The sequence below is a fragment of the Occallatibacter sp. genome (assembly GCF_049510455.1).
Classification (GTDB): domain Bacteria; phylum Acidobacteriota; class Terriglobia; order Terriglobales; family Acidobacteriaceae; genus Telmatobacter.
This window is the reverse complement of sequence record NZ_JBEKYX010000027.1, coordinates 24040-49973: the sequence shown is the minus strand read 5'-3', so window position 1 is coordinate 49973 and position 25934 is coordinate 24040. Positions and strand designations below refer to the sequence as shown.

The following is a 25934-nucleotide window of genomic DNA, read 5'->3' as shown; positions in this document are numbered from 1 at the left end:
GATAACGAAGAAGACATCAACACCGACAAATCCTCCCGCAAATCGATTCAATCCGATATGAAACGCAACCACGCTCACAACCGCGACAGCCCTGAGCCCGTCTATATCGGCGCGATACTTCATGCCGCTCTTCGGAGCGATATGAGAGTTCGCACGACTTTTTGCCGGCGCTATGGTTTTCTCGTCTGCAAGTGCAGTCGTGTTTGTCATGTTGTCTGTTCTATTTGTGGCTTGACTTCAAGCCATGGTGCAGCGATTCTCAGAAATTGGCGGAGAGGGGAAGGATTCGAACCTTCGGATGGTTTGAGCCACCGCAGCCAGCAAGCTGACTATTGCCTTAGCCAGCGACGGTGACCTCTCCGTTTATACAGCTCAAAAATCACGCAACAGAGACTGGCTCAGTCACTGCTCTCCCGGAAAATGCCTGAACAGCGTTCACCACGATTGCCTGTTGATCTCCGCTTAGTTGAGGAAACATCGGCAGAGAGACGATTTCGGCAGCCACGCGCGTTGCAACCGGAAAATCTTCTGGCTTGTAATTGAGCCCGGAATAAGCTTTCTGCAGATGCAGCGGTACAGGATAGTGAATTCCCGTGCCAATGCCAGCCTCCTTTAAGTTCTCAATCATTGCGTCGCGCTCAGTCGTACGAATCACGTAGAGGTGATACACGGAGCGAGACCATGATGGCTCCCAAGGGCAGACGACAGCTTCATTACTCGCTAGAAGTTGGTTATATTCTGCAGCCAACTCGCGCCGTCTCGCGTTCCACTGCGCCAAGTGAGCAAGTTTCACGTGCAGCAGGCCGGCCTGAATCGCATCAAGCCTTCCGTTATATCCCTCAACATCGTGATAATACTTCTTTGCCTGGCCGTGATCACGCAGCATCCTGATCTTTCCTGCAATCTCACTTTCGTTGGTAGTCGCCGCTCCGGCTTCTCCGCATGCGCCAAGATTCTTTCCGGGATAGAAGCTGAATGCTGCCGCTCGTCCAACCGATCCTGCCTTCATCCAGCGATTGAATCTTTTGGAGAAGTATTCGGCTCCATGTGCCTGGCATGCATCCTCGATCACTACCAACCCATATTCCTCTGCGAGAGCTAGAATTGGATCCATATCCGCCATCTGCCCGTACAAGTGGACGGGCACGATTGCAGTCACAGGGCGATTGCTTCGCCGGCTGATCAGCTTGCCGGACTGATTCCGTGAGCATTGCTGCTCCAGATACTGCTGCAGGCTTTCAACGGACATGTTGTAAGTGCGCTCATCAATGTCAACGAACTCCGGCAGCGCGCCAGCTTGCGAAATTGCTTCCGTGGTGGCAATAAATGTATGGGGCACAGTTACTGCAACGTCGCCAGCCTTTACTCCGCAAGCCATAATCGCAAATCGCAGCGCGTCGGTTCCGCTGCTGACAGCAATGGAATCATCTGTGCCACAGAACATCGCGAAGGACTTCTCGAACTCCTCGACCATGGAACCGCCGATGAAGCCTGCAGAACGCAGAGCACGCTGAAATACTGCCGTGAGCTCCTCTTCCAGTTCGACGTGAGGAGTGACAAGATCTAAAAATGGAACACTCTGATGGTTACTCATGATGGGTCTCCAGACTCTGTTGCGTATAACGCAGAACTCTGGCCGGATTTCCTGCTACGACCGAGTTGGGCGGAACATCTTTTGTGACTACGCTCCCAGCTCCCACAATCGCGTTTTCACCTATGCTGATGTTGCACAGAAGCGTGACGCCCGAGCCGATGGATGCGCCCTTGCGCACTACAGTCGGCTCAACTCTCCAGTCCGCTTCGGTCTGCAGATTGCCGTCCTTCGTTGTAGCGCGAGGGTAAATATCGTTGGTAAATATTACTCCGTGGCCGATGAAGACATTGTCTTCAATCACCACTCCTTCACAGACAAATGTGTGGCTTGAGATCTTGCATCTTTTTCCCACGCGGGCGTTTTTCTGAATCTCAACAAAGGCGCCTATCTTGGATTCATCGCCAATCTCGCACCCGTAAAGATTGATGAATTTCGACAGCCGCACATCCTTGCCAAGCTTCACATCATCAGCAATAGCGTTCCAAGAGTTCATAGCCTTACCAACGCGCCCTTCTTGTTCAGGGATTCCGTGGCAGCTTCAAGCATCTTCACAACGCGCAAGCCAGCATGTCCGTCGTTGTGTGGATCACGTCCGCTCGATACGCAATCGACAAAGTAGGAAAGCTCTTCACGAAGCGCCTCTATCTGTTCCAATTGAGGAGACCACATATCACCGGATCGATAGCTCACCAGCATGTCGTAGACTCCTTCACGGCTATCAATCTTGACGCCTTTGTCATACACTCTGAGCTTTTCATCGGCAACAAGATCGTTCCACAGCAGCATGCGCTTCTCTCCCCCTATTAGCGTCATGCGTACCTTCACCGGCGACAACCAGTTTACGTTGATGTGCGCAATCACAGAGTCAGGAAAGTAGAGAGTCATGTAAGCTACATCTTCATGCTCGCTCAGGTGCTTCTGCCCTGTCGCCACAACCGCTTCCGGAGTTGAGCGAATCAAGTGGTCCATGATCGACAAATCATGCGGGGCCAGATCCCACAGCACATTAATATCGTGCTGAAAAAGCCCGAGGTTAACGCGCGTTGAATCGTAATAGTACAACTTTCCCAGTGTTCCTTCGTTCATGAGCTGAGAGATCTTCTTCACCGCCCCGGTAAACAGGAAGGTGTGATCCACCATGATCTTCAGGTTCTTCTTGGCAGCCAGTTCAATCAGTCTTTCTCCCTGCTCGGTCGTGCTCGTAAACGGCTTTTCCACAAACACATGCTTTCCGTTTTCGAGCGCTGCCTTAGCCAATTCATAATGCGTCCATACGGGAGTTATGATGGCAATCGCGTCAATCTCGGTAGACGAGATAATCTCATTCGCATCCGCAGTAATGTGAATTCCCGGATAGGCCTTTCGTGCGCGCTGGCGCGCCTTCTCACTCAGTTCTGCGATAGAAACAACATGAGAACCATCCAAAGCAGTGAGGTTCCTCACCACATTGGGCCCCCAGTATCCGAAACCAATCACGCCAAAATTCACGACAGTCTTACCATCCTTACCAATGGCCTCACTTGACCATCTTGCATTCAGAACATACACCAGAAGCAATCAGATAAAAAGGCGGAATTTATTCTGCTCTCCGCCAACACACGACCTTCAATAGGCGCCTTTAATCACGGCGGCCGGTGTGCGCATCAGAATTTTGAAATCAAGCCATGGCGACCAGAAGCTTGCATAGTGCAGATCAAGGCGTACCATCTCGTCAAAGCTCACCCGGCTTCGCCCGGTCACCTGCCATAAGCCCGTTATGCCTGGTTTCACATGTAATACCCTGCGCCGGTGCCAGGTTTCATACGCCGCAACTTCATACGGAATCGGAGGCCGGGGGCCAACCAGTGACATATCGCCGCTCAGCACGTTCAGGAATTGCGGCAGTTCATCCAGGCTGGTTCTCCGCAAAAACTTTCCCAGCGGCGTAATCCTTGGGTCATCGACCAATTTATATACGCCTTCCGCTTTGCCCTTTGCCGATACACGATCGGCATTGCCAGCAATCATCTGCTTCACATATTGCATGTGCTGGCTGTGATCATTTCGATTCCGCATCGATCGGAACTTTAGAAACGTGAAGCACTTGCCAAACTGGCCCACGCGCTGCTGTCGGAAGAATATCGGCCCTCGAGAGGTCACCTTCACCGCTATAGCAATCGCTAAAATCACGGGCAGAAGCAGGATCAGTAAAAACAGGCTTCCAAGAATATCCATGCCTCGTTTGAGAGCCAGCATTCCGCGCTTTTCCGTATCTGTCTCGTGCAGTTCCGGATATAGCGTCGAGTTGCTTGGTCCCCCTGAGCCATCGTTGCCCCAGTCATCGGGGAAGAGGTGGAGTGTAATCGAGAGCTGCACGAATTTTTCAGAAAAGAGCTTATCTTGCAGAGCGGAACTGACGCGGTTCAAGATGGCGCCCACGCATGCACTCTTGCTGTCTGCTGCAAGCCCGGTAAACAGGATCGCGATAGCCCGATGGTCCTTGTGCCATCCGATCACGTCTGTTTCTCGCGTCGCTGAGAGCAGCACGCTCACAAGGTTATCGATGCCATGGACACATTTCCCCGGCTCTCTGCACTCAACGCACTCCAGCAGCATCAGCAGGAAAGGTTCTTTGGTTCGCTCTGTCCTTTTCCTCTCGATAGCAATCATCCGCCGAAAAGATTTTTCGTCCAGAACGTCGCGAATCTCTGCCGGCTGGGAGCCGGCAAGAAGGTCGTCTAAATTTGCGGGATTTTCAACTTGGAGACAGATCATGGCTTAACTCTCTTGCGGAGCAGTAGTTCCCGCTATTACTGCGGGGGCCTTATTGACGTGGGGGATTGAAGTTACTGAGGAGGCTGGCAAACAGACTGCTAGCGGCGGCCGGAATCCGATTGCCGCGAAGCTTCAGATGGGCTGAGATAGGAGTAGTAATCGTTATCGTTTGCGCTCTTGGATGCGTTTAACAGTGCACCAATCAACTTGCTGGGATCCAGCGCTTCCAATCCTTTTTGCAGCTTTCGTTTCTTCGTCGTTCCGTGCCGCGCTATCAGTAGAACGCCATCTGCTAATCGCGCCCATACGCTTGTATCGACTACTGGCAGCACTGGAGGAGAGTCGATCACGATCCAATCAAACCATCCGCTCAGAGTATCCATCAGCTTCGGCAGTTGTTGCGACTGGATCAACTCCGCGGAATTGTTAGGATTGTTGCCGGCCGGCAACATCCAGATGCCTGCTTCTGGTAGATGGTAGAGACAGGCGGTCAGGCTGCGCTCGCCTTGCAGATAATTGATCAGTCCGGGAACCTTGGCGAGTCCAAAGAGTTGCGACTGCGAAGGCCGCCTCAAGTCTCCATCGAGGAGAAGAACCCGTTCGCGTTCTCCACCGCCAAGAGAGCTGGCCAGGTTCGCAGCAACCAGGCTCTTGCCTTCTCCAGGAATTGTGCTCGTAATCAGTAAGCTCTTGAGCCCTCGCGTTCGTTTCAGGTCGTTCAGCCGAACCGCCAGCATATGGAACGCTTCTCTTGCAGGCGCATCCGCATTGGACAGGCTTACCAGGCGGCTGTCTTTTGAATGAGAGCATTGCAGAGTCTGGAAGTGGCTGAACGTCTCCCGGCGTTCTTCATCCTCCAGCGCCTTCGTAATGACACTCGGATCGTCGTCAACAGCGCCCGCCACAAGGCCTTCTCCACTGAGCAGTGGCCCCTGCTGTTCCTCTACCGTTTCCACAACCGGCTCCGCTGGAAATTCGGAGCCCCATTGTGCGGAGGCTTCACGCTCAGTGCGCTCTAGCAGCTCAAGAGTTGCCATCGATCCCGTTTTGTTTGCCTCTGCACGCTCAGCTTGTGAGCGCTGTAAGGCGTCAAATATGTAGCTCATGCTCCCCTTGTTCTGTCACCTGACTCGAATCGTTAGCCGAACTGTTCAGAGCAGGGCTTCTCAATCTGGAAAATATGTCCAGCATGGCGTTCGTCTGCTGCCGCAGATCGGCTTCACTGCTTCTGCCGGTTCCTGCATCATCGCTCGACAAACTCACGTCCAGGCGAAACTCCCGGGCAACTTCGTGGATAATTTCTGGATTTACGCTGTGATCCTGCCGTGCATAAGACGCAATCAGTGCGTTCTCGCAGATAGTATTGATCAGCCGTGGCAGACCCTGCGAATACCAGTACACAGTCGAGACTGTTTCCGAAGGAAAGATAGGATCGCCCTGAAGTGAAGCTCCCGCGATCTGCAGCCTTTTCTCGATATATTCCCGTGTCTCCTCCTGATCCAGCGCTGCAAGTCGCGCACGGAGCGCAATTCTTTGCTTGAGCTGCCTCAGGCCAAGGGAATCCAGCTTTTCATCTAGTTCGGGTTGTCCCACCAAGACGACCTGCAGAAGTTTATCGTCGGCAGTTTCCAGGTTGGAGAGCAGGCGAATCTCTTCGAGAATCTCCTCTGAGAGAAGGTGCGCTTCATCTACGATCAAAACTGTCGTAAGCTTCTTTGATCCGCGTGAAATAAGGAACTGGCCTAATTCGATCAGGAGCTCGCTTTTGTTCTTGCCTGAAGTAGGCAGCCCGTAGTCGGAAAGAATGTACTGCAGGAACTCCACTGGCGAAAGCCTGCCATTGAACACGTAGGCATACGCTACATCTTTGCTTTCCTTCAACAGTCTCAGCAGGCAACGCAGCAGAAGCGTCTTTCCTGTACCCACTTCTCCTGTCACAACTACAAAACCCTTGTGCCAGCGCACTCCGTAGTACAGTGCAGCCAGAGCTTCGTTGTGCCGTCTCGTTGACACAAAGCAGTTCGGATCCGGGGTCAGATCAAATGGATTACGCGCGAGATGGAAAAATGACTTATACATTGGAAAAGTATGCTCTAGGAATGCAGATAGCTGAATGCGGAACCGGAAAGAATGACACATAATACCAACGCGGCCATGGCCCACCCCAGTAACATTCTTCGTCTCTCGTGCTCCGTGTCGGATGGGTTCAGGATCTGCGGAATCTCAGCTATCACACCCACAGAAATCAGCTTGATAATCTCTCGGTCGCTGTACATGCAATCGTCCATAAATTCCTGCAGAACCACCACCAGTAATCCCAGCACTAATCCCACGCCCAGTCCGGCTCCGCACATCTTGAGACGATTGGGAAAATCGGGCCTCAACGGCAAGCTCGGAGGATCTAGCGTCATAAACCGCTCACCCTCCTGCATCTGCTCCATGCTTGTGGCCATCTGTGAGTCGCTTTCCTTCTTCAGCAAGTCGTTATAGTTTGTTTGGGATTGCTCGTATCCTCGCGTCAGTTCCGCAAGTTGCTGACTGACTGCAGGTTCGCTATTCAACAACCCCTGGTATTGATTGATTCGTGATTCTAGACTGCTAATTGCCCGCTGGCGGTTCACCATTTCTGTCTGATCGGCCTGCAGTTGGCTCTGGAGCTGCAACAGTGGGGCATTTTGTGCAGGGTCCTGAATCTCCTGGACCTGTACCGCGCTGTTCGGTTGTTTTCCATCCGCCCCCTTCTTGAGATTGGCGATGATCTGCAACCTTTGCTTTTCAGCGTCTGCAATCTGAGCCTTTACCTGTTGAACCTCTGGGTATTGATCGGTATACCGGGTGCTGAGATCTTGTAGCTTCAATCGCAATTTATCAAGCTGGTCATCAATGCCTGCCAGCCCTGTGGGAGCCCCGCCGGCAGTACTATGCCTTGAATCGAAGGCGTGATACTGCTCAATCAACGACTGATGGTAAACACCCTGCTGTTTTGCCGCATTGAGCGCATCTTGCTCATTTTGCAGCTGCGATTGCAGACCGCTCAAAATCTGTAGATTGGCCGTCTGCTGTGAAGGCAGGGCTCCCTCGTGTGCCGACTGAAATTCCCGAACCCTTGCCTCCTGCTCGGCAAGGTTGGCGCGGGCAGTTGCTAGCTGGGTTTCTATGAACTGCGTAGTGTTTTGTGACTCTTGCTTGAGGACCTTGGAGTTCTCATCGATAAACAGACTGGTTAGTTCGCTGGTCACCAGCTGAGCCGTATGCGCATCTGGAGCCACATAACTGATTTTGAATGCAGTGATAGTGTTTGTCTTTTCGTCTTTTATAAGATCAATTCCGATATCTTTGCGCATCCGGTCGACGCGCTCGTCTGGCGTCAATACATGCCGCTTGCTCTGGTACAAGTGCAGCTTGTCAATGATGGTGAGTAACCGCGTGCGGCTCAAAATCTGCTGTGTAATGCTCTGCAGTCTGTCCTGCTGATTGTCGCTGATATTGGAAACTACGTAATTTTTTGGAATTTCCGGTTCTTCCACAAGGATCTGCGTGCTCGACTTGTACTTTGCCGGAAGAAGCCAGCTAGATCCCCACACTCCCGCCCAGCCTACCAGCAACAGTGTCAAGAAAATCAGATGACGCCGGCGGATAATATCGAGATAGCGACCTATATCAAACGGTTGTGATGAAGTTTCTTCGAATTCTTCGGGCATGACTATCTACCTAACTCGTGTTGAAAATTCCACGAAACCGAGACCGATACGCGATCGCTGTCTGGGCTGGCCGCTATGGCAGCAACCTGGCCATAGCTTTGGTGGACGCGGTCATAGCCAAACGCCAGGCTGACCTGTCCGTGTATGGGATGTTGTAATGTCGCCGATCCGAAGATCGTATGTCCATTTTCAGCTTCCGTCGGAAGCAACGCGCTGACAGACTTGTTAATGGAGTACGCTCCGGAAGCTCCGGCTGTCCAAGTGCGCGCAAGTTGCCAATGGAATGCGGCATTCGCGCTGTTGGTGTGGTAGGCCCCGATCAAGCCGCCGGCTCCCGTTACTGAATGCGAGTAGCTCGCGGCAAGGCTGGCGCGTCCTGTCTGCCAGCCCATGCTGGCTGATACAGCCGGCCCCCACGCATCGAAAGAAGGCGACGCCGTTTCAGTAACTTGGTAACGCTGAGGTCCTCCGGACACTGACAACGACAACTGCGCTCTCGGATAGATCGTGTAGAACCCCATCACTGTCGATGTTTTAGTAGCGCTTTCGCCGTCCGGTGGAGATGTCAGCATATCGAGGTACTGATAAGTCACTCCAACGTACTGCGAAGAGGAAATGCGGTGATCGTAAAAACCGGTTCCGCCACGCGAGTTTGAGTTATAAAGCCCAAGAGTTGGTGATGAGCCAGGATAGTGCAAAACCGTAGCTAAACCCGATGCGCCAATCATCTCATTCAAACCCGTCTGCATCGTAATCTCTGCGCTGACCAAATTGGTAAGCCGCTTGGCAAAAGGTGGCACCACACCCGGTGTAGTCGATACAGGTAGTCCTGATATACCGCCAAAGCTGGAATCGGTAGGAGAAAACGGCAACGAGCTGTCTTCAAATCGTTCCATGGCGCTAATCGTTGTGTATGCAGACAAATGAAACGCATAGTCTGCTGCGGCAGTATTATCAACTTCGTTTAGTCCGCTTGAAGGACGATAAAACGTGAATCCTGGACTATAAGTCACTACCGCATGTTGTTTCTCTGTAGAGGTATCCAGCGCAATCATCGGCAAAATCGAGAAGGTTGTCTCCGCAATGGGTGCGCTTCCTGAATCAGCAAAGTAGTTATCGATATAAGATGTGCTGTAAGTGAGGCCGCCCCGCAGATAGTTACGCTGCACTTCAGATCCTACTTGATTCGCATAGTTCAGCCCGCTTACAGGTGGTGGGGTTGCCATCCGCGTCTGAGCTGCCTCGTTTGGGCTTTGGGGTGCTTGTGCTGCAACTGCTGAGGTAAGCAGTATCGCGATGAATAAAGCTTGTCCGCGCATATGCAACCTCAAGGTACGACGATCGTGTCGTCCGGCCTGAGCTGAATGTTCTCTTCAGGATGATTGCCCCGGATAACGTCCCTGTAGTTGAAGGCGATGCGCGTTACAGCGCCTGCGGAATTCTTGCGCAGAATATAGACGCCTTTTTGTTTCGCAAAATCCAGAAATCCGCCTGCCGCCGCAATTCCATCCAGAACTGTTGTGGTCGCTGAGAGCGGATAGGATCCGGGCTTCGTAACTCGTCCCAGAATATTGAACTTCTGGCTGTTCATCTGCAGCACTGTTACTGTCACATCCGGCGCAGACAGGTACGCGCGCAGCTTATCGGTGATGTCGCTCTTGAGTTGAGTTGGCGTCTTTCCGCTTGCCTGAATTTCGCCAATAAGTGGCAGTGATATCTTGCCGTCCAGACGTACAGGAACAGGCCCTGTAAGCTCCTGTTCCTTCCACACGTTGATTCCCAACACGTCCCCGTCCCCAATGACGTAATTTTCTTCAGGACGGTCCTTTGCTCCCGGTGCCGCGGGCTGCTCCGATTTCATGGTTCCCGGAGCCGCCGTCTGTGCAGAGTTACCCGCGCCCATCTGTGCCTGTGCCAGTACCACCCCTGAAAGCACGAGAATAGAAATTACAATCTTCATTTTGCTTTTGATCAACATCTTCCTATGCCCCCAACGAAACTGCCTGTACAAAATACTTGCGTTCGAGGCACATTTCCAGCCAGGCTAACTCGCAAATGGACGAATCGGATATTGCTGTAGCCGAGCGCCAGCCATTTCCGTCGACGCGAGCGGTGCAGCCACCTTTGCGCCTACGGGTTCGACATCCGCGGCATCAATCTCTACCGCTACAGCCTGTGCCAACATCTGCACAGAGAGAACCAGGCGAAATACATTCTTTTTCCTTACAAGTATGCCTTCAACGCCACAGAGAGAACCGCGCTTCACTCGAACTCGTTCACCGCATTTCAAGTAAGGGTGTGGTTCGAAATGATAGTTTCCTTCGATCGTCTGCCGAATAGCCTGAATTTCATCTTCAGGGATAAGCGCTGCCCGATCTCCCTGACTCAAAATCATGTGTACCCCAGGCGTTGTCATGACGTGGAGTCGCTGTGCAAGCACTCCACGCACAAACACATATCCGGGGAACAGCGGCATGTACAACAACTTGCTTCTGTCTTTCCAGCGGCGCACAGACGCGTACAAAGGCAGAAACACTTCTACGCCTTTCGTCCTCAATACTTCCGCCACCATCTTTTCGTGTTGGTGCCGGGTATAAAGAGCCCACCAGGGCATGACGGTTTCACTTGGGGTGAAATCGATCGCCGTATCCATTCCAGCCTTCCTCTCGTCTTCGGGACTACCTGAAATTGGCCCGCACTTCTACTACCACTGCCAGGTATAGCTTCGCCCTGTGAGCTACAGAGCCCATTGATCTGACATTCAGCTAAGGCGTTGTGCACACGGCGCCTGAAATTCACGCCGAAACACCCAGAACTACAACCTGTGAAACGCCCCCTACTCAAACTGCAGCAGGCTACCCTTGGAAGAATACTCTGGCGATCTGTCTTCTACGTTGTTCTTTTTCCGCAAAAACCGCCAATGCTCAATCCTGGCTGCCGCTATAGCAGCTTTGTCAAATCCTTCGCATTTTGAGGATCGAACAACTGAACCTCGGCATATCAACTCTGCGGCACTTTCGTCCCGCAGATGAACTGGCAGCGAAAACCGCACTTCAATCTTGGTTTCCAACTCCAGAAAAGTGACAGCGTGGATGAGCACGCCGGAAATACTGATGTTTTTCACGACACCTTCTCGCCATTGCTTTTCCCCCCGGATGCGATAGCGCATTGTCGTGTTAATTTCGTACCGCTGAGCCCGAGGCACCCTCCTGCGAAAAACGACTTCGAGACGCCTACCGCTATCCCCTTGATCGTTTTCCATTCAGGCTGATCCTCGCGCCTTGTTCATAGCGTGAACCAAGCCTAATCAAGTCGTCTCAAGGTTACAATGGCCCATCAGTAGCATCGGAATAACACTGAATAGTGCCACATTTCATTAGACTTTGGAGAATTACCAAATCGCCTTGGAAAGCCGATTTACTGGTTACCTTCGTTGTATCGGCAGACAACCCGCGAAGTTCAAGTTGGCCGCAGTTACATGCCCTAGTGTTTTTTCTCAAGAGTTCGTATCAGTTAGCCGATGATTAACGGCAAAGAGTGCAAGCTCAAGCCTGTTCGAGACACCAAGCTTGTCGAAAATATTGCTGACGTGATGCTTTACCGTCTGCTCGCTAATTGAAAATTTCTGTGCAATCCCCGGATTCGAGTAACCAGCGACCACAAGCGTAATGGTCTCCAACTCACGCGGCGTCAGGCCAAACCGTCTCTGCCGCGGAATAGTCTCTGAACCACTCTCTTCCCGCAGCGCCTGGACCAGATCGGAGACGTTATCCTTGCCAATCGAGTATTGGCCAGACATGACACAGCGAATGCTTTCATACAAACGCTGACTCGTCGCTTCCTGTGGAATGACGCCGTACGCTCCCATCTTCAAGGCTCGGACGATCTGCGTCTTCTCCGTCGATGACACCATCAGCAACGTACGCGCCGGAATCGCCGCGGACGATAGCCTCCGTAGAACCTCAATCCCGTCCTGGCGGGGCATCGAAAGGTCTAATAATATCACATCGGGCCGCGTCTTTTCGGCCATCGAAACCACGGCTTCGCCATCCGCAGTCTCACCCACCACCTTGAAACCACCCAACTCAAGCAATCCCCGCAAACCATCTCGAAAAAGACCATGCCCGTTTGCGACTAAGACACGAATCGGGGAATACGAAACCTCAGACAACGTTGCCACTCTCAACCTCCAACAGTTGGCAACTCCCGGCGGCAGGAAAAGCAATGCTCGCGCGCGAGTATCCTGGACTCCATGCCATTCACTGGGCAAACTGTCCGATATCCTGATCCCGGCAGTCGACCATTGCAGTTTGTTCATTGCACAGCATGCACAGTACACAGATACCTCCCCCTGAGTGATTGGAAGCGCGCGAAATACGCCTTTCCCGCTCACCGGTCGAGGTGGACTGGGTTCTGTGCAAGAACCATTACAAATTTTCCCGGGGCCCAAACTTTGGAGGGAATAGATCGTGGACTGCAACCAACAAACCGATACGTAATCCACGAAATGCTCTCATCAACCCGGCAACGAAACGTATTCGAAGGCGAAAACTCGCCACTCGCAATTTATTTCCGATAAAATCCAACATGTGCGCAGCTCGGAAACTTATTTCTTGACCGCTTAGAGTCAGCTTTCAAGCCATAATTGCAGGCTGTCGCACTAAAAGATATTGCAGTTTCCAAATCGCCCTACCAAGGATAACCATGGGTTGGTTACCAAGGAGGTAGAACTCTATCATACTCTGAAACGGCACCATAGTTTGCATCCGATCTCAGCTTTGGACACTCAATCGGCCTCATAGACTCCCATTTTTTAGCCGCAAACGCCTCTACCCATGTCTCCATAGGCCGGTGGGGACATTTGGCATCCAGGCCGGGCCGTTGGTGTGATAGCTGCCTAGCACCAACGTCGCACGAAGAATCGCGATTGATAGCATCTCCGCCATTCAAGATTAAGCTATGATTGGTTCTGGTCAGCCGGCCTCATCGTTTAGGCAGTGTAGGACTCCCGCTTGACCATACTCCTTCCCCAATCGGAGACAGTTGCGATGCCGCATGACCCCAGCCCTTCAGTCGTCTTTGCCGAGGCAATTCAAGAACATCTCAGAATCATTTCTGAGTTCCGCTCTCAATCTGCCGTTCTGGAACAAATAGCGCGAGTGATGTCGTCCTCGCTCCACGCTGGCGGCAAGATACTCTGGTGCGGTAACGGTGGAAGCGCAGCAGATTCACAGCACTTGGCAGCAGAGCTGGTAGGTCGCTTCCGTCGCGAACGGAGGGGCTTGCCCTCGATCGCGCTTAGCACCAATACGTCCATTCTCACGGCGATTGGAAACGACTATGGCTACGAACGAGTTTTCTCAAGGCAAGTAGAAGCTATAGCCAGTCGCGGCGATATCCTCGTGGGCATATCCACTTCCGGAAACAGCCAGAATGTCCTGGCTGCGTTTGAAACGGCACGGATGATGGGCGTTGTGACAGTTGCCTTGACTGGAGCCGGCGGCGGCAAAATGGCCGGCGTAGCGGACTATCTGGTGGAAGTTCCATCGAATGACACTGCGCGCATCCAGGAAGGCCACATTCTCGCCGGCCACATGCTATGCGATTGGGTGGAAATCGATTGCACCAACCCCGCATCCCAGAGCCTCGCGGACGCCGCACAGACCGTCGAGCAACATTGAGCTCAACTCAAAGCCGCGGATGCGGATCAAACTAGCGATCCGCCAGTTCGCTCTCGGCCCGATCGAGATCCGCAGGCACGCCAATATCAAGAAAATAGCCTGCATGCCGAAACGCGAGCGGCCGAAGACTTCCCACATCTGGCGCCAGCACATCATTTTCAAATGAGAACCGCTCCGCGAGCTGTCCAGGCCACGAAAACTCTCGATTCAGCGCATAGACGCCGGCATTAATCCATCCCTCGCCGCTCTGGCCCTTCTCTTCAAATCCGGTTACATATTCCGTATTTCCCTCTCGCTCAATACGAACGCGCCCATAACGTCCGGAATCTGCCACCTGCGCCACAGCCAGCGTGATCGAAGAATGACCCGCGCGATGAAACTCCAGAAGCGCAGCGCTGTCGAGATCGACGTAAGTATCTCCATTCAGTACCAGGCTGCAATCTTCGCGGCTGAAATCCAGTGCCTTTCGTATCGCGCCTCCGGTACCTAACGGGGTCTCTTCAACAACGTAGGTAATAGGAATGCCGCGATAACTATCCCCAAAAGCATCCATGATCACAGAGTGCAAATGGCCTACTGAAAGCAGCACATGCGTGCATCCGGACTGCACCAGCCGATCAAGCAAGATTGCCAGGAATGGGCGTCCCGCCACTAAAGCCATGGACTTCGGACGATCCACAAGCCGCGAACTTAGTCGTGTGCCGAGACCTCCGGCGAGTATGATCGCCTCCACTTTCGCTTCCTTTCGCATAACCTTCCCGCGGAGCCTCAACCTGCTTCGAGGCTCTTCAGGAATCATCCATTTGGAATCATGCTTCTACGCGTCTGCCTTCCAAACCATAGCGCCTGAAGTCGTAAAGTGGCATCGGTAGACATTCCCGCATGTGTCCAGCGTTCCAAGCGCCTCGGCCACACGCTCCTTGCGCATCGGATCGGTCAGAAAAATCATGAAGCCTCCGCCGCCGGCGCCGGAGATCTTCGCGCAGTGCGCGCCGGCATCCAGGGCCTTGCCGTAAGCAGTCTCAATCTGTTCATTCACAATCTGCCGCGCCATGCGCTTCTTTGCTTCCCAGCTTCGGCGCATCACCTCATGAAGCCCATGAAAGTCTCCGCGCAACAGGGCTTCCTTCATCAGGAAGGCTTCCTTCTTTAATTGATGCATCGCCTCAATCGCATCTTCATTGTTCCGCTCAACATTGTGCGCCTGTTCGGCAATAATCTCCTTAGACTCCCGCGATGCGCCGGTAAAGAAAAGCAGCAATGAAGCCTCAAGTTCCGCCAGAACGCTCTCCTTGATTCGCAGCGGATTCACAAGAACGCGCCCCTCGCGCCCAAACTCCATAAAATTCACGCCGCCAAAAGCTGCGGCAAACTGGTCCTGTCTTCCACCCTGAAGGCCCGCCTCCTCACGCTCAATCACATAAGCAACATGCGCCAGCGTGTAGTCGTCCAGTGGTGAATTCAGCAATTCGGAATACGCCTTCAAAATCGCTACGACCAGGGTCGAAGATCCACCAAGACCTGACCCGGAAGGCACGTCCACACGGGTCAAAACCTTCACGTGGAGTGGCCTGCCGTCGTTGAAATTCTTCACAGCGTAGTTGTGAATAGCCTTCAGAAGGTCAAGTTTCCCATCCATCGGCAATGCACTCGTAGATTCATACTCAACCTGCTCATTGCGATCGAAGGATTGAAAGGACACAATCGGGTCGGTCAACGGTTCAATCGTCGCGTAAGCATATAAACCAATGGTCGCGTTAAGAATTGCTCCGCCATATTCGTCGCAGTATGGCGAGACGTCTGTACCGCCGCCTGCCAGTCCCAACCGAAGCGGAGCCCTTGCCCTGATCAATTTCACAGTCTTCTCCCGTGCCAAAGCCGATTGTGCGGCGCACACCCATACTTATAAATGAGAACTGCCGTAGCTAAACATACGCCTGTCGCGCACTGCTGCTCAAGTATCAAACGCCGCGTGCTGTTCCTTCGATGAATTCTTCGTTTCCATGCTCAAACCAGCTCTCAGGGAACAAGCAACTCAACGGCCTCCGGCAGCGACGCAAAACTGGCATCGGCAAGCTTGCGCGCCTCCTCCCACTCTGGCCTGCGACCCTCCGCATTCCCCAGAATCAGCACCGTCGCCATTCCGAAATTACGGCCTGCTTCAATATCGGACAAAGAGTCGCCTATGAAAATACTCGTCTCCGTCTGAATTTCCGGAAAGTCCCGAATGGCCTGCAGAAAGAGCCCAGGCTTTGGTTTGCGGCAATCGCATCCCTCTTTATCGTGGGGACAGAAGTAAAACGCATCGATGTGCGCGCCGCTAGCCCTCAGCAAGTCCTGAAATCGAGCATGAATTGCTTCCACACCGGCATTCGTCATGCGTCCAAGAGCAACCCCGCGTTGATTGCTGACCACGATCACGCGGATTCCCATGCGGTTCAAACTGCCGATCGCCTGGGCGACACCAGGTAGGGGCTTGAACTCCTCCCAGGAAGTAACATAACGCCCCTCCGGCATCTTCTCATTCAACACACCGTCTCTATCGAGAAACACCGTCTCAACATGCTTCGGCATTTGCGTTTTAGAATTGGCCATCAAAATAGTATTAGCAGAATTCAGCCGGGACGTGTGCTGATAGCGCGCCCTCCATTAAAGCTGCACACGCCGAATGATTTCCACCCCTTACACCCATAGCAGCGGCTGCCTAATCGGATAGTTCCGAATGATCTCCTTATCCGACGGATCAGGATTCAGGCTCTTCCACAGATCAACATACTGCGAATTATGAAATGCCACGCCCGCAAACAAAAGGCCTGGTGAGCGTACAGGCAGCGCGTCAAAGTGCTCCACATCATGCGCCCATTTCCACGCGGATTTGTCTTTGAGGTATGGGTAGAGAAACTGCGCGGCTTTTTTAAGGCCGCGTCCATCGGCAAGTTGAAAGCTCAGCGGATCGGGCGTAAGGCCCTTGAGTGATTGGCACAATGCCGCCATCCCATCGAAGTTGAAAATGGAATAGCTATACGGCTTGGTACGCGTCAGCTCGCGAGGAAACGAGCCATCCGGAGCCATCTGATTGGGCAGCATAATCTCGCAATAGCGCCGGTAGATCTCCTGCCGTGATGCCTCATCGTCCACGAGCCGCGCGAACTCGGCAGCCTGCAGCGCCCAGCATATAGCGTGGTTGTTCAGCGCATCGCGCTCGGCCTTGCCGGGGCTGCTGGTATTGAGCCATGCAAGATACTCGCGAAACCAGGCCTTCACGGCAGCGGCATCCTCGGCACTGAGCACCTGCGTATGCAACAAACTCGCCGCCCGCGCCACCTCCACCAGGTGCAGCGTATCGATAATTCCATACGAGCGCCCCGTAGAAACGCCGATGACCGCCTGCGCATATCGCAGGTTCGGATTCATGCGCGTTTCGGGCGTCACAAACCATGCCCGCAGATGATCGGCGGCTAGCTTGCCGTAGCTGGAGCGGCCTGTCAGCAGCCATGCAGCCGTGAGCGCCGGCATCTGAATGGAAAGCGCCACCATCACCCGGCGATGATCGTCAAAGTTGTCCGGATTGCTCTGCCCGTCGCGATTGATATACGGCCCATCAGGGTCTTTCGGATTCGGCCAGAAGTAATCCGCCTGCGAAAAGAAGTCGTGGAGCCCTCCAGCGCTTCGTTTCGCGGGAAATGCAGTAATCGTAAGCGGCTTTTGCGAGAGATAGCGATCTGCCGCGGTAAGAATCCTCTGGCGATCCGTTGCGGCAACCATGCGGTATGCTTCCGATTCACCTGTATGGCGGAGCGCCCCGCGAGCAAATGGCGCAAGAGCTGCTAACCCGGAAACCGTTGCTGTTTTCAGGAAGATTCTTCTGTCAATTTGCGAGGTAGGCCATGATGTCCGGCACACAACTCCGCTCTGCGGCTTCATAGCTCAGGATTCTATCTCGCAAGCATTGATAACGTACATCCTTCTGCTGCTATGATTGCCAATCAGTATGCCGAATACTGCTGATTCCACGCTGAAGATCAATGCTGCCCGACGCTTTAAGGCCGTCCTTAGTTTTAAATTTGCAGCCTTCGTATCTCTGATCGCTGTGTTTGCCGCCGCCTCTCTTGTTGCGGGCGCCCAAACCGCACAGCCTGCTCAGGCTCCCGTGCCAACAGAGCGTAATTCGGTCGGCGATGCACCGGAAAACCCTGGCCCGCTCGCCACCGGCCTGTCTGCGGATCTGACTCACACAGCCATTCGCAAAGCTGCAAAAAAAGTAGCGGACTGGCAGCTTGCGCGCGTCGAATCCACATTCAATCAGCAGTGGACCTATGCCGCGCTCTATGACGGCATGCTCGCCGCCTCGCGCACAACCGGCGACCCGCGTTATCGCGACGCAATGGTAAAGATGTCTGAAGGCTTTGACTGGAAGCTGCAGAATAACCGCTTCCCCCACGCCGACGATATGGCGCTTGGCCGCACCTATCTGGATCTCTACCGTGACAATCGCGATGCCGCCCGCTTGGCAGACACCAAAGCAACAATGGACCGGCTCATCGTTCGGCAAGACGATCCGCAAAAGCTGCTCTGGTGGTGGTGCGACGCCTTATTCATGGCCCCGCCGGTCCTGGCCCGCATGTCCACGATTACCGGGGATCGGCGCTATCTCGACTATATGGATAAAGAGTGGTGGGAGACTTCGGCCAGTCTTTACGATCCCGCAGAGCGCCTCTACTACCGCGACAGCCGCTACTTTACGCAGAAGCAGCAGAACGGGCAAAAAATCTTCTGGTCGCGCGGCAATGGTTGGGTCATGGGCGCATTCGTGCAGGTACTCACGGAAATGCCCAAAGACTATCCCACCCGCGGCAAGTACATTGAACAGTTCAAGCAGATGGCAGACCGGCTTGCGGCGATCCAGGGCAAAGACGGCTTGTGGCGCAGCGGTTTGCTGGACCCCGGCGCTTATGATCTTCCTGAAATCTCCGGCAGCTCTTTTTACACCTATGGAATGGCCTGGGGAATACGCACAGGCATATTGGATCGCAAGAAATTTGAGCCCGTTATCGAGCGCTCATGGGCAGCGATTCTCACGCACATCTATGCAGACGGTCGTCTGGGATCAATTCAGCCCATCGACGGCCAGCCCGGCAAATTCAACGCCTCGGCAAGTTATGTATACGGCGTGGGAGGATTCTTGCTGGCCGCCTCTGAGATGGATGCGCTGGCCAAACATTAAAAGAGCCTGCCGCTAACGAAGATCCGCAATAGCCAGCGCATCCATGTCGCTGTACTCCTGGTTTTCTCCGCCCATCCCCCAGCAGAACGAGTAGTTCTTCGTCCCAACTCCGGTATGAATAGACCAGCCAGGCGAGATTACCACCTGCTTGTTTGCAACGACGAGGCTCCGCGTCTCATCGCCCGGCCCCATGAGATGCATCACGCGCTGATCTGCATCCAGGTCGAAATAAAGGTAAACCTCAGAGCGCCGCATGTGAGTATGCGCAGGCATCGTATTCCACACGCTTCCTGGCGACAGGCGCGTGAAACCCATCACCAGTTGCGAGCTTCTCACTCCATTCAGATGAATCAGGCGCGTAATCTCGCGCAGATTCGCAGTCTCCGGCGAGCCGAGCTTACTTCCCTGCTGCTCACTTGCACGTATCAGGCTCGTGGGATGCACCGCGTGGGATGGATAACTTAGAAGATAAAATTCCGCGGGATTAGAGGCATCCTTGCTGGCGAAGACAATCTTCTCGTTTCCTCGGCCCACATATAAGGCGTCGAGCTTATCGAGCTGGTACTCGGCATCCTGCACCTGCACTGTCCCAGGCCCGCCTATATTCAGCACTCCCAGTTCGCGGCGCTCAGTAAAGCAGGAGGCACGCAACGCATCCTCCGTGGGCAGCGCAAGCGGCTCCGCAAGCGGAACCGCTGAACCGATCACCGTTCGGTCCAGATCGATATAGAACAACGCAATTTGTCCCGGTTGAAAGAGGCTGCTGATGAGAAATGTTTCTCGAAGCTCCTGCGTCGTCATTGTCCGGAACCGAACCAGGTCCGCCATCTGTATGATCTTCATGATCTCCATCTTCGAGATGCGCGCAATTCTTTCAGCGGCTCTCATCTTTGGTCTGAATTGCAATCACAATACGCAATCTGGGAGTGGCACTGCCATGCCTAGAGGCCCTTATTCCAGCTTAACGCCTGGCGGTTTCCTGACGCGGATGCAGGCCGCTATAAAGACGCGTGGACGTGCCCCTCAAGCCGGGCAGCGTCTGGAGTGCGTGAGTCCATCGAAAAGGCAGGGGCGGAATTACTCAGTGGGAAGCGGAGCAAACAACGCTCCTGTAAGGTTACCGATGACAATAATCTGACAAACAAATTACATCGTGGTTACAGCCATCTGGCGCCGAATTAGATGAGAATGAGTTCGCGATTTGTTAGACGGATTCTTACACACGTCTTTGCAGTGACAGCTGTGATCGGTTCCATACCGATCTCCGCTGCGCAAGATCCCTGGCACTTCGTCTTACGCGGTTTCAAAGTTGCGGTTTTCTCGGTTCTGTCCTTGGGTATTGGGTGATCGGCAAATGCGGATAAACGAGGTCCGGAAAATAAGCTCGGAAAAGTCGTTCGTCGGCTCACGAGCAATTCCATATCGCCACGCAAAACTGATCGCCTACAACTACAACCCTGTTATCAGATTAAGGAGCATCATCGTGAAAAAAATCAGCATGTTAATCGCCGTAGTCTCCGTCCTCGGAGCTATGGCTCAGTCGGCCCACGCCCAGAATCTGGCCGCGTTCAGTGGAGGGATTGGCGATATTACCACCGGTTCATTAAGTACAGCCGTGTTTGACATCCCAGCCGCTGGCCAGATCTGGGTGATCCGTGACCTTCAGGCCCAGGCGAGGGTGGGCGGGCTCATCCAGGTCGACGGCCAGGGTCTTCTCCTGGGCGCAGGAAATGGCATCGGAACCAACGCCGGCGCGAGCGTATTTGCGACACTGTTCTGCGCGAATGACGGGGACGTCCAGCACAGCACCGGTGCTGCCGGCGTACCGATTCAGGCAAATGGCGATTTTCACATTCAGGACAGGCTTTCGCCTACGCCGCCGGACACCTGCACCAGCCCGGTGCTCCTCATCCGGGTCGCTGGAGGCGGATCGTGGTTTGCCGCCGGAATTCCCTTCATCGGTCCCCCCTCGCCCCCCTTCCCTCCCCTCGTTTTCCCTATCCGGTAGTTTCAGTTCATCCAGAACGTAGCCAGTGGCAGCCTCTCTCCGTTTGATTCCGGGCTTGGGATGCGCGGAATCAAGACACTGCCGAGCATAGCAATTGATTGAAAGAAATGGTGGGGACGACAGGGGTCGAACCCGAACAACGCTATATCGGCCGGTGTGGGCGCGTGCTAAATAGATATGATTTAGTGCGCGCCCATATCCATTCTCCACGCAATCACAGCCAATTTTTACGGTGAGAGACTGGCAGAGTTGTTTTGAGTGAAGGCAACAACTGCTGGTCATTCAGATTGGGGATGAAAGAGCGGGGTAGGAACGCGGGGGTGGAGAGTGTGATTCCCCTGCCCGGTTTTGCCCGGCTTTCGCCTTGAGCGGAAACGATAATGAAAGCTGCTCTGGGATTCTCGCCTCCTTTCCTGGTGCTTGTCTGCAATGCGAACAGGATTGCGGCGAGCGTGCCGGTGTGGAGAGACGATCCTGAATGATTAAGCCTATCCAGATTGCACTTGCGCCGACGCGCAGCCGCCCCCTGAATGTGTTTCTTGGCGTGGTGCTGGCGCTGGCCTCGATTTTGCTGCTGCTTTCGCTGGCCACCTATCACACGGCTGACCCCTCACTGAATACTTCCATCGACCCCGGCACGCAGGGGATGGTGAAGAACTGGATTGGGCCGTTTGGCGCGACGATGAGCGACTTGGCGCTGCAGACGCTTGGGCTGACGGCATTTTTTGTTCCTATATGGATGGGTGCGATTGCGTGGGGCTGGACGCGTTCGCGGTGGAACGGGGCGGCGTGGCTGCGCGGGCTGGGCATGGTGTGCGCGGTGGCGTTTGTGCCGGTGATGTTTGGGCTGCTGCCGTGGCACTGGCAGTGGATGCACGCGATTCCGGTGGAAGGCGTGGTGGGCCGGTTGATGGCTGGCCTGCTGGTGAGATACCTGAATGTGCAGGGCGCGTGGCTGGTGGCGGGTGTACTGGCCGCTGCGGGTGTGTACTTTGCGCTGGCGCTGAATTTCCGCGCGATGTATGAGTGGCTCTCGGCGCACTGGGTTCAACTGCAGGTGTGGAACGATCGCTGGCAGAACTGGCGTGAAGAGCGCGCGGAGCAGAAGGCTGAACGCGATGCGATCAAGCGCGGGGCGCTGCTGAATGAAGAACAGCAGAATCCGGGACCGTCGCAGAGCTTGTATACCGGTTCGGCGGAGGGTGAGGCTGCGGCGAACATGCGGACTCCGCGGGGACTGGCTTCCTTTTTCTGGCGGAAGCGTGAGCGCGAGATTGATCCGGTGGAGGAGATTCCGGCGTATCAGCGGCAGCGGGCGATGGATCAGATGCAGGATGCGGGCCAGCCTACTGTGCCAGTTGCAACTGCGGCGGAGCCGGTGCGACGAGTTGCTGGCAAGGCGAGCATTTGGGAGCGGACGGTGGATGCTGCCGGGCCGGCTGTAGCTGGGGTGAGCGCGGCGCAGACGGCGTATGCGGAGGCCGCGCAGGTTCAGAGGCCGGCTGCCGTCCCGGCTCCGACTCAAATGCCCATCCCGGCGAGGGTGCAGGAAGCGTATGCGACGCCTGAGCCCGAGCAGGTTCCGGTGACGGCGCGGTATGAGGCTATCCAGGCTCATATGGAACCAGAACCGGCTCCCGCACCGGTGAGGCAGCAGCCGATGGCGGCGATGCGGGCTCCGCAGGCTGCGCCGGTGGAAGAGTCGATTGAGATCCACGAGCGGGCCGATGTGGAAGAGCGCATGGTGACGGTGGCTCCGAAGCATGTGAGCGGCTACAAGCTGCCGCCGAGCACGCTGCTGCTGGAAGGCGAAGGTCCGCAGGCGGTTCGCGAAGAGGAACTGCGCGAGGAAGCGCGCGTGCTGGTGGAGAAGTGCGCGGAATTCGACGTGCGCGGGCAGGTGGTGCAGATCAATCCCGGACCGATGGTGACGACGTACGAGTTCAAGCCGGAGGCGGGCGTGAAGTACAGCCGCGTGACGGGCCTGGCGGACGACTTGTGCCTGGCGATGCGGGCCGAAAGCATTCTGATCGAGCGCATGGCGGGCAAGAGCACCGTGGGCATCCAGGTGCCGAATCATGAGCGCGAGACGATTCACCTGCGCGAGGTGCTGGAGAGCGAGACCTTTGCCAAGGCGAAGAGCCGGTTGACGCTGGCGATGGGCAAGGACATCAACGGGCGGATTGTAACGGCGGACCTGGCCGGAATGCCGCACGTGCTGATTGCGGGCTCGACGGGTTCGGGCAAGTCGGTGGCGATCAACGCGATGATCATGAGCCTGCTCTTCCGGACGACACCGCAGCAGGTGAGGCTGATTCTTGTCGATCCGAAGCGCGTGGAACTGGGCATGTATGAGGGCGTGCCGCACCTGTTTACGCCGATCATCACGGAGCCGAAGCTGGCGGCGAATGCGCTGAGGAATGCGGTGCGGGAGATGGAGCGGCGGCTGAAGCTGCTGGCTTCGCGTTCGGTGCGGAACATTGACCAGTACAACAAGTTGTTTGAAGGTTCCAGCCTTTCACTCTTTGGACAGGGTCTTGAGGCGGACGAAGAGCCGCTGCCATACATCGTGATTGTGATTGACGAGCTGGCGGACCTGATGATGCTGGACCGGGCGAATGTGGAAGAGTCGATCACGCGGTTGGCGCAGATGGCGCGCGCGGTGGGGATTCACCTGGTGCTGGCGACGCAGCGGCCCAGTGTGGACGTGATTACCGGCCTGATCAAGGCGAATGTGCCGACGAGAATCAGCTTCCGGCTTTCGACGAAGGTGGATTCGAGGACGATTATCGACACCAATGGCGCAGAAGCGCTGCTGGGACGCGGCGACATGCTGTTTCTGCCGCCGGGAACGAGCCGCCTGATGCGGTTGCATGCGCCTTATGTGAGCGAGAAGGAGACGGCGGCCATTGTGAAGTTCTGGAAAGACCAGGGCAATGCGGAATACGCGGAAGGATTTCTGGAATCGCCGAAGGATGAGCGGGCGAGCATGGAAGGCGGCAGCGGAGGTGAGGAAGAGAACGATCCGCTGTATGACGATGGGGTGCGGCTGGTCTTCGAGTTCGGCAAGGCCTCGACTTCCCTGCTGCAGCGGCGGCTTCGGATTGGCTACGGAAGGGCTGCGCACCTGATTGATTTAATGGAGCGCGATGGGCTGGTGGGTCCGGCGGACGGCTCGCGGCCGCGGGAGTTGCTGAAGGCTCCGGGATGGCTGCATGAGGTGAGCGCCAGCGCGATGGAATAGCGGGCCGGGCTCAGTATCCGATTTTGAGTCAGTTATCAATTCCCGGGCTAGCTGGATGACTATATGAAGCTACGCGTATCCCACACTTGCGTGATGGTTGGGACTATGCCGGACATGGCAAACTTACCCCATGTCTTCCTATTATTCCGACGCCGACCATGTTTCCGTGCTGATTGTGGATGATGATGAGGTCAGCCGCGAGGTTCTGGCCACCGTATTCACGATTGAGGGCTACGAAGTGCGAACGGCACAGGACGGGGTCGCGGCTCTGGCAATGCTGGACGCCGAAAATTATAGGCCGAGGGTGATTCTGATGGATGTCAGAATGCCGGGCCTGAGAGGCGCGAGCCTGATTTCGCAGTTCCGTGAGCGGGTGCGTCCGGAATCGGGCACCGTGCTTCTGGCCATGAGCGCGAGCGAGCCGCACATCGATGACGTGCTGGGTGCGGATGGGTTTCTTGGCAAACCCTTTGGAACCAAAGAGCTGAAGCAATGGCTTGAAAAGAGCGAACGCGAGCCGGCAAAGCGCGAGAGACAGGAAGCCTCTGCGACGCAAGTAACTGATTCAAAAAGAGAAACATCCTCCAATGCGTCCAACCTGGAGGCCACTCTGGATAAAAACAAGCTGGAAGCGCTACGGGCGCTGATGCCGGAGGCCGGTGTACGCCAGATCTATAGTACTGTCGTGGACGACCTGAGCCGGAGACTGCCTACGCTCAAAGCCGCGATTGAGCGGGGAGACAAGATGATGGTGCGTCATATTGGGCACGCCATCAAGGGCGGATGCGGCATGGTAGGCGCCGTGGATGCGGCCCGGCTGGGCGCAATGCTCGAAGCCGAGAGTGACAAATTGGATAACAGCAGCGCAATCGTCGCACAGCTAAGTAGCGCAATCGAGGCTCTTAAAGATATGCTAGGAAGGGAGTTTTCTCCGCAGTAAAAAAGAAGTGTGATGTCACGGGCATTACGGCAATGTCAGGCTTTGCAGTACCTGCGATTGCCATCGAGTCGAAGTTTGTTGTTGGAGGGGTAGGCCTCGGTGGAACGAACGATTCGAATCGTTATTGCAGACGATCATCCCGTCGTTCGTATTGGCGTGCGCAATATGCTTGCGGACGCGAGCGGATTCGACGTGGCGGGCGAAGCCGGAGACGGCGACGAAGCGATCACGCAGACGCTTGAGCTGCAGCCCGATATTCTTCTGCTGGATCTGCTGATGCCCAGGCTCCCGGGCCTTGAGGCGATGCGGGCGATCATGAGCGGATCGCCGACGGTGAAGATTCTCCTGCTCACTTCCACGATTACGACACAGCAGATCATTGAGGCGCTGCATATTGGGGCGCGCGGGATTGTGCTGAAAGATTCGCTGGTGCAGGATCTGCACACCTCCATCCGCACGGTGGTGAGCGGGGATTACTGGATTGGCGGCAAGCGCGTGGCGAACCTGGTGACGGCGCTGCATGAACTGATGCAGAAGGCTGAGGTGCAGCCGCGCAAGACATACGGGCTGACGCCGCGAGAGCTGGAAGTGGTGGGCGCCATTGTGGAAGGCTGCACCAACCGCGACATTGCGCGCAGCTTCGGGCTGAGCGAAGAGACAGTCAAGCGGCATCTCTCCAATATCTTCGACAAGACAGGCGTTTCGACGCGGCTCGAGCTGGCGCTGTTTGCGATTGCGCACCAGCTTGTGGCTATGCAGCAGTAGCGGAGATTCTGCGCACACCAGCT

Annotated in this window: 24 protein-coding genes and 1 tRNA gene; 6 read left to right on the top strand and 19 right to left on the bottom strand. The window is 55.0% G+C overall.

The genetic code is table 11. The features are described from left to right. The 14 genes from ABSG47_RS07135 to ABSG47_RS07070 all read right to left on the bottom strand — a co-directional run. Positions 1 to 210: hypothetical protein (locus ABSG47_RS07135; protein WP_424168254.1), on the bottom strand; the 210-nt coding region annotated here is incomplete at its 3' end. A gap of 57 nt (positions 211 to 267) precedes the next feature. Continuing rightward, positions 268 to 361, bottom strand: a tRNA-OTHER gene (locus ABSG47_RS07130). Between the two features lie 18 nt (positions 362 to 379). Further along, a complete protein-coding gene (locus ABSG47_RS07125) occupies positions 380 to 1594 on the bottom strand; it encodes a DegT/DnrJ/EryC1/StrS family aminotransferase (protein WP_424168252.1) in 1215 nt (404 codons plus the stop codon). Beyond that, positions 1587 to 2087, bottom strand: coding sequence for an acyltransferase (locus ABSG47_RS07120; RefSeq protein ID WP_424168250.1), 501 nt, complete (start codon positions 2085 to 2087; stop codon positions 1587 to 1589). Before ABSG47_RS07120 ends, ABSG47_RS07125 begins: the two co-directional genes overlap by 8 nt. Next, positions 2084 to 3082: a Gfo/Idh/MocA family protein gene (locus ABSG47_RS07115; RefSeq protein WP_424168248.1), complete on the bottom strand. Its 999-nt coding sequence runs from the start codon at positions 3080 to 3082 to the stop codon at positions 2084 to 2086. The genes ABSG47_RS07120 and ABSG47_RS07115 overlap by 4 nt, the downstream gene beginning before the upstream one ends. A gap of 117 nt (positions 3083 to 3199) precedes the next feature. Then, positions 3200 to 4243 carry a sugar transferase gene (locus ABSG47_RS07110; RefSeq protein ID WP_424168246.1) on the bottom strand — a complete coding sequence of 348 codons (1044 nt, stop codon included), beginning with the start codon at positions 4241 to 4243 and terminating at the stop codon, positions 3200 to 3202. Positions 4244 to 4446: 203 nt separating this feature from the next. After that, the gene (locus ABSG47_RS07105; protein WP_424168244.1) at positions 4447 to 5385 is read right to left on the bottom strand and encodes a CpsD/CapB family tyrosine-protein kinase; all 939 of its coding nucleotides are present in this window, start codon (positions 5383 to 5385) and stop codon (positions 4447 to 4449) included. Between the two features lie 52 nt (positions 5386 to 5437). Next, complete coding sequence (locus ABSG47_RS07100; protein ID WP_424168241.1) at positions 5438 to 6511, bottom strand: ExeA family protein; 1074 nt, start codon at positions 6509 to 6511, stop codon at positions 5438 to 5440. Then, positions 6442 to 8049: a GumC family protein gene (locus ABSG47_RS07095; protein ID WP_424168238.1), complete on the bottom strand. Its 1608-nt coding sequence runs from the start codon at positions 8047 to 8049 to the stop codon at positions 6442 to 6444. Before ABSG47_RS07095 ends, ABSG47_RS07100 begins: the two co-directional genes overlap by 70 nt. Positions 8050 to 8051: 2 nt before the next feature. Continuing rightward, the gene (locus ABSG47_RS07090) at positions 8052 to 9368 is read right to left on the bottom strand and encodes a hypothetical protein (RefSeq protein WP_424168235.1); all 1317 of its coding nucleotides are present in this window, start codon (positions 9366 to 9368) and stop codon (positions 8052 to 8054) included. Positions 9369 to 9376: 8 nt separating this feature from the next. Next, a complete protein-coding gene (locus ABSG47_RS07085) occupies positions 9377 to 10009 on the bottom strand; it encodes a polysaccharide biosynthesis/export family protein (RefSeq protein WP_424168232.1) in 633 nt (210 codons plus the stop codon). Positions 10010 to 10093: 84 nt separating this feature from the next. Then, complete coding sequence (locus ABSG47_RS07080; protein ID WP_424168230.1) at positions 10094 to 10702, bottom strand: UpxY family transcription antiterminator; 609 nt, start codon at positions 10700 to 10702, stop codon at positions 10094 to 10096. 183 nt (positions 10703 to 10885) lie between these two features. Beyond that, positions 10886 to 11311, bottom strand: coding sequence for a PilZ domain-containing protein (locus tag ABSG47_RS07075; RefSeq protein ID WP_424168228.1), 426 nt, complete (start codon positions 11309 to 11311; stop codon positions 10886 to 10888). Positions 11312 to 11545: 234 nt separating this feature from the next. Then, positions 11546 to 12229, bottom strand: coding sequence for a response regulator (locus tag ABSG47_RS07070; RefSeq protein ID WP_424168225.1), 684 nt, complete (start codon positions 12227 to 12229; stop codon positions 11546 to 11548). Between the two features lie 868 nt (positions 12230 to 13097). Here ABSG47_RS07070 and gmhA point away from each other — a divergent pair. Beyond that, positions 13098 to 13730, top strand: a complete 633-nt coding sequence (gmhA, locus tag ABSG47_RS07065) for a D-sedoheptulose 7-phosphate isomerase (protein WP_424168257.1) — start codon at positions 13098 to 13100, stop codon at positions 13728 to 13730. Positions 13731 to 13761: 31 nt separating this feature from the next. Here the strand turns inward: gmhA and ABSG47_RS07060 are convergent, their stop codons facing one another. The 4 genes from ABSG47_RS07060 to ABSG47_RS07045 all read right to left on the bottom strand — a co-directional run bounded on the left by ABSG47_RS07060 (position 13762) and on the right by ABSG47_RS07045 (position 17495). Next, positions 13762 to 14481, bottom strand: coding sequence for a nucleotidyltransferase family protein (locus ABSG47_RS07060; RefSeq protein WP_424168223.1), 720 nt, complete (start codon positions 14479 to 14481; stop codon positions 13762 to 13764). Between the two features lie 66 nt (positions 14482 to 14547). Then, complete coding sequence (locus tag ABSG47_RS07055; protein WP_424168220.1) at positions 14548 to 15588, bottom strand: GHMP family kinase ATP-binding protein; 1041 nt, start codon at positions 15586 to 15588, stop codon at positions 14548 to 14550. Between the two features lie 161 nt (positions 15589 to 15749). After that, positions 15750 to 16304: a D-glycero-alpha-D-manno-heptose-1,7-bisphosphate 7-phosphatase gene (locus tag ABSG47_RS07050; RefSeq protein ID WP_424168217.1), complete on the bottom strand. Its 555-nt coding sequence runs from the start codon at positions 16302 to 16304 to the stop codon at positions 15750 to 15752. Between the two features lie 108 nt (positions 16305 to 16412). Further along, entirely contained in the window at positions 16413 to 17495 is a 1083-nt protein-coding gene (locus tag ABSG47_RS07045) for an alginate lyase family protein (RefSeq protein WP_424168215.1), read from the bottom strand. 226 nt (positions 17496 to 17721) lie between these two features. Here ABSG47_RS07045 and ABSG47_RS07040 point away from each other — a divergent pair, with 226 nt between their 5' ends. Next, the gene (locus tag ABSG47_RS07040; RefSeq protein WP_424168212.1) at positions 17722 to 18954 is read left to right on the top strand and encodes a glycoside hydrolase family 88/105 protein; all 1233 of its coding nucleotides are present in this window, start codon (positions 17722 to 17724) and stop codon (positions 18952 to 18954) included. A gap of 12 nt (positions 18955 to 18966) precedes the next feature. Here the strand turns inward: ABSG47_RS07040 and kduI are convergent, their stop codons facing one another. Next, positions 18967 to 19797, bottom strand: a complete 831-nt coding sequence (kduI, locus tag ABSG47_RS07035) for a 5-dehydro-4-deoxy-D-glucuronate isomerase (protein WP_424168209.1) — start codon at positions 19795 to 19797, stop codon at positions 18967 to 18969. A 640-nt stretch (positions 19798 to 20437) separates the two neighbouring features. On the opposite strand from kduI, the gene ABSG47_RS07030 reads away from it, so the two are divergent. The 4 genes from ABSG47_RS07030 to ABSG47_RS07015 all read left to right on the top strand — a co-directional run bounded on the left by ABSG47_RS07030 (position 20438) and on the right by ABSG47_RS07015 (position 25911). Beyond that, a complete protein-coding gene (locus ABSG47_RS07030; protein WP_424168206.1) occupies positions 20438 to 20962 on the top strand; it encodes a hypothetical protein in 525 nt (174 codons plus the stop codon). 478 nt (positions 20963 to 21440) lie between these two features. Beyond that, positions 21441 to 24206: a DNA translocase FtsK gene (locus tag ABSG47_RS07025; RefSeq protein ID WP_424168204.1), complete on the top strand. Its 2766-nt coding sequence runs from the start codon at positions 21441 to 21443 to the stop codon at positions 24204 to 24206. Between the two features lie 130 nt (positions 24207 to 24336). Continuing rightward, a complete protein-coding gene (locus ABSG47_RS07020) occupies positions 24337 to 25146 on the top strand; it encodes an Hpt domain-containing response regulator (protein WP_424168201.1) in 810 nt (269 codons plus the stop codon). A 99-nt stretch (positions 25147 to 25245) separates the two neighbouring features. Then, on the top strand, positions 25246 to 25911 hold the full coding sequence (locus tag ABSG47_RS07015) for a response regulator (protein ID WP_424168198.1): 666 nt from the start codon (positions 25246 to 25248) through the stop codon (positions 25909 to 25911). Positions 25912 to 25934: the final 23 nt, after the last annotated feature.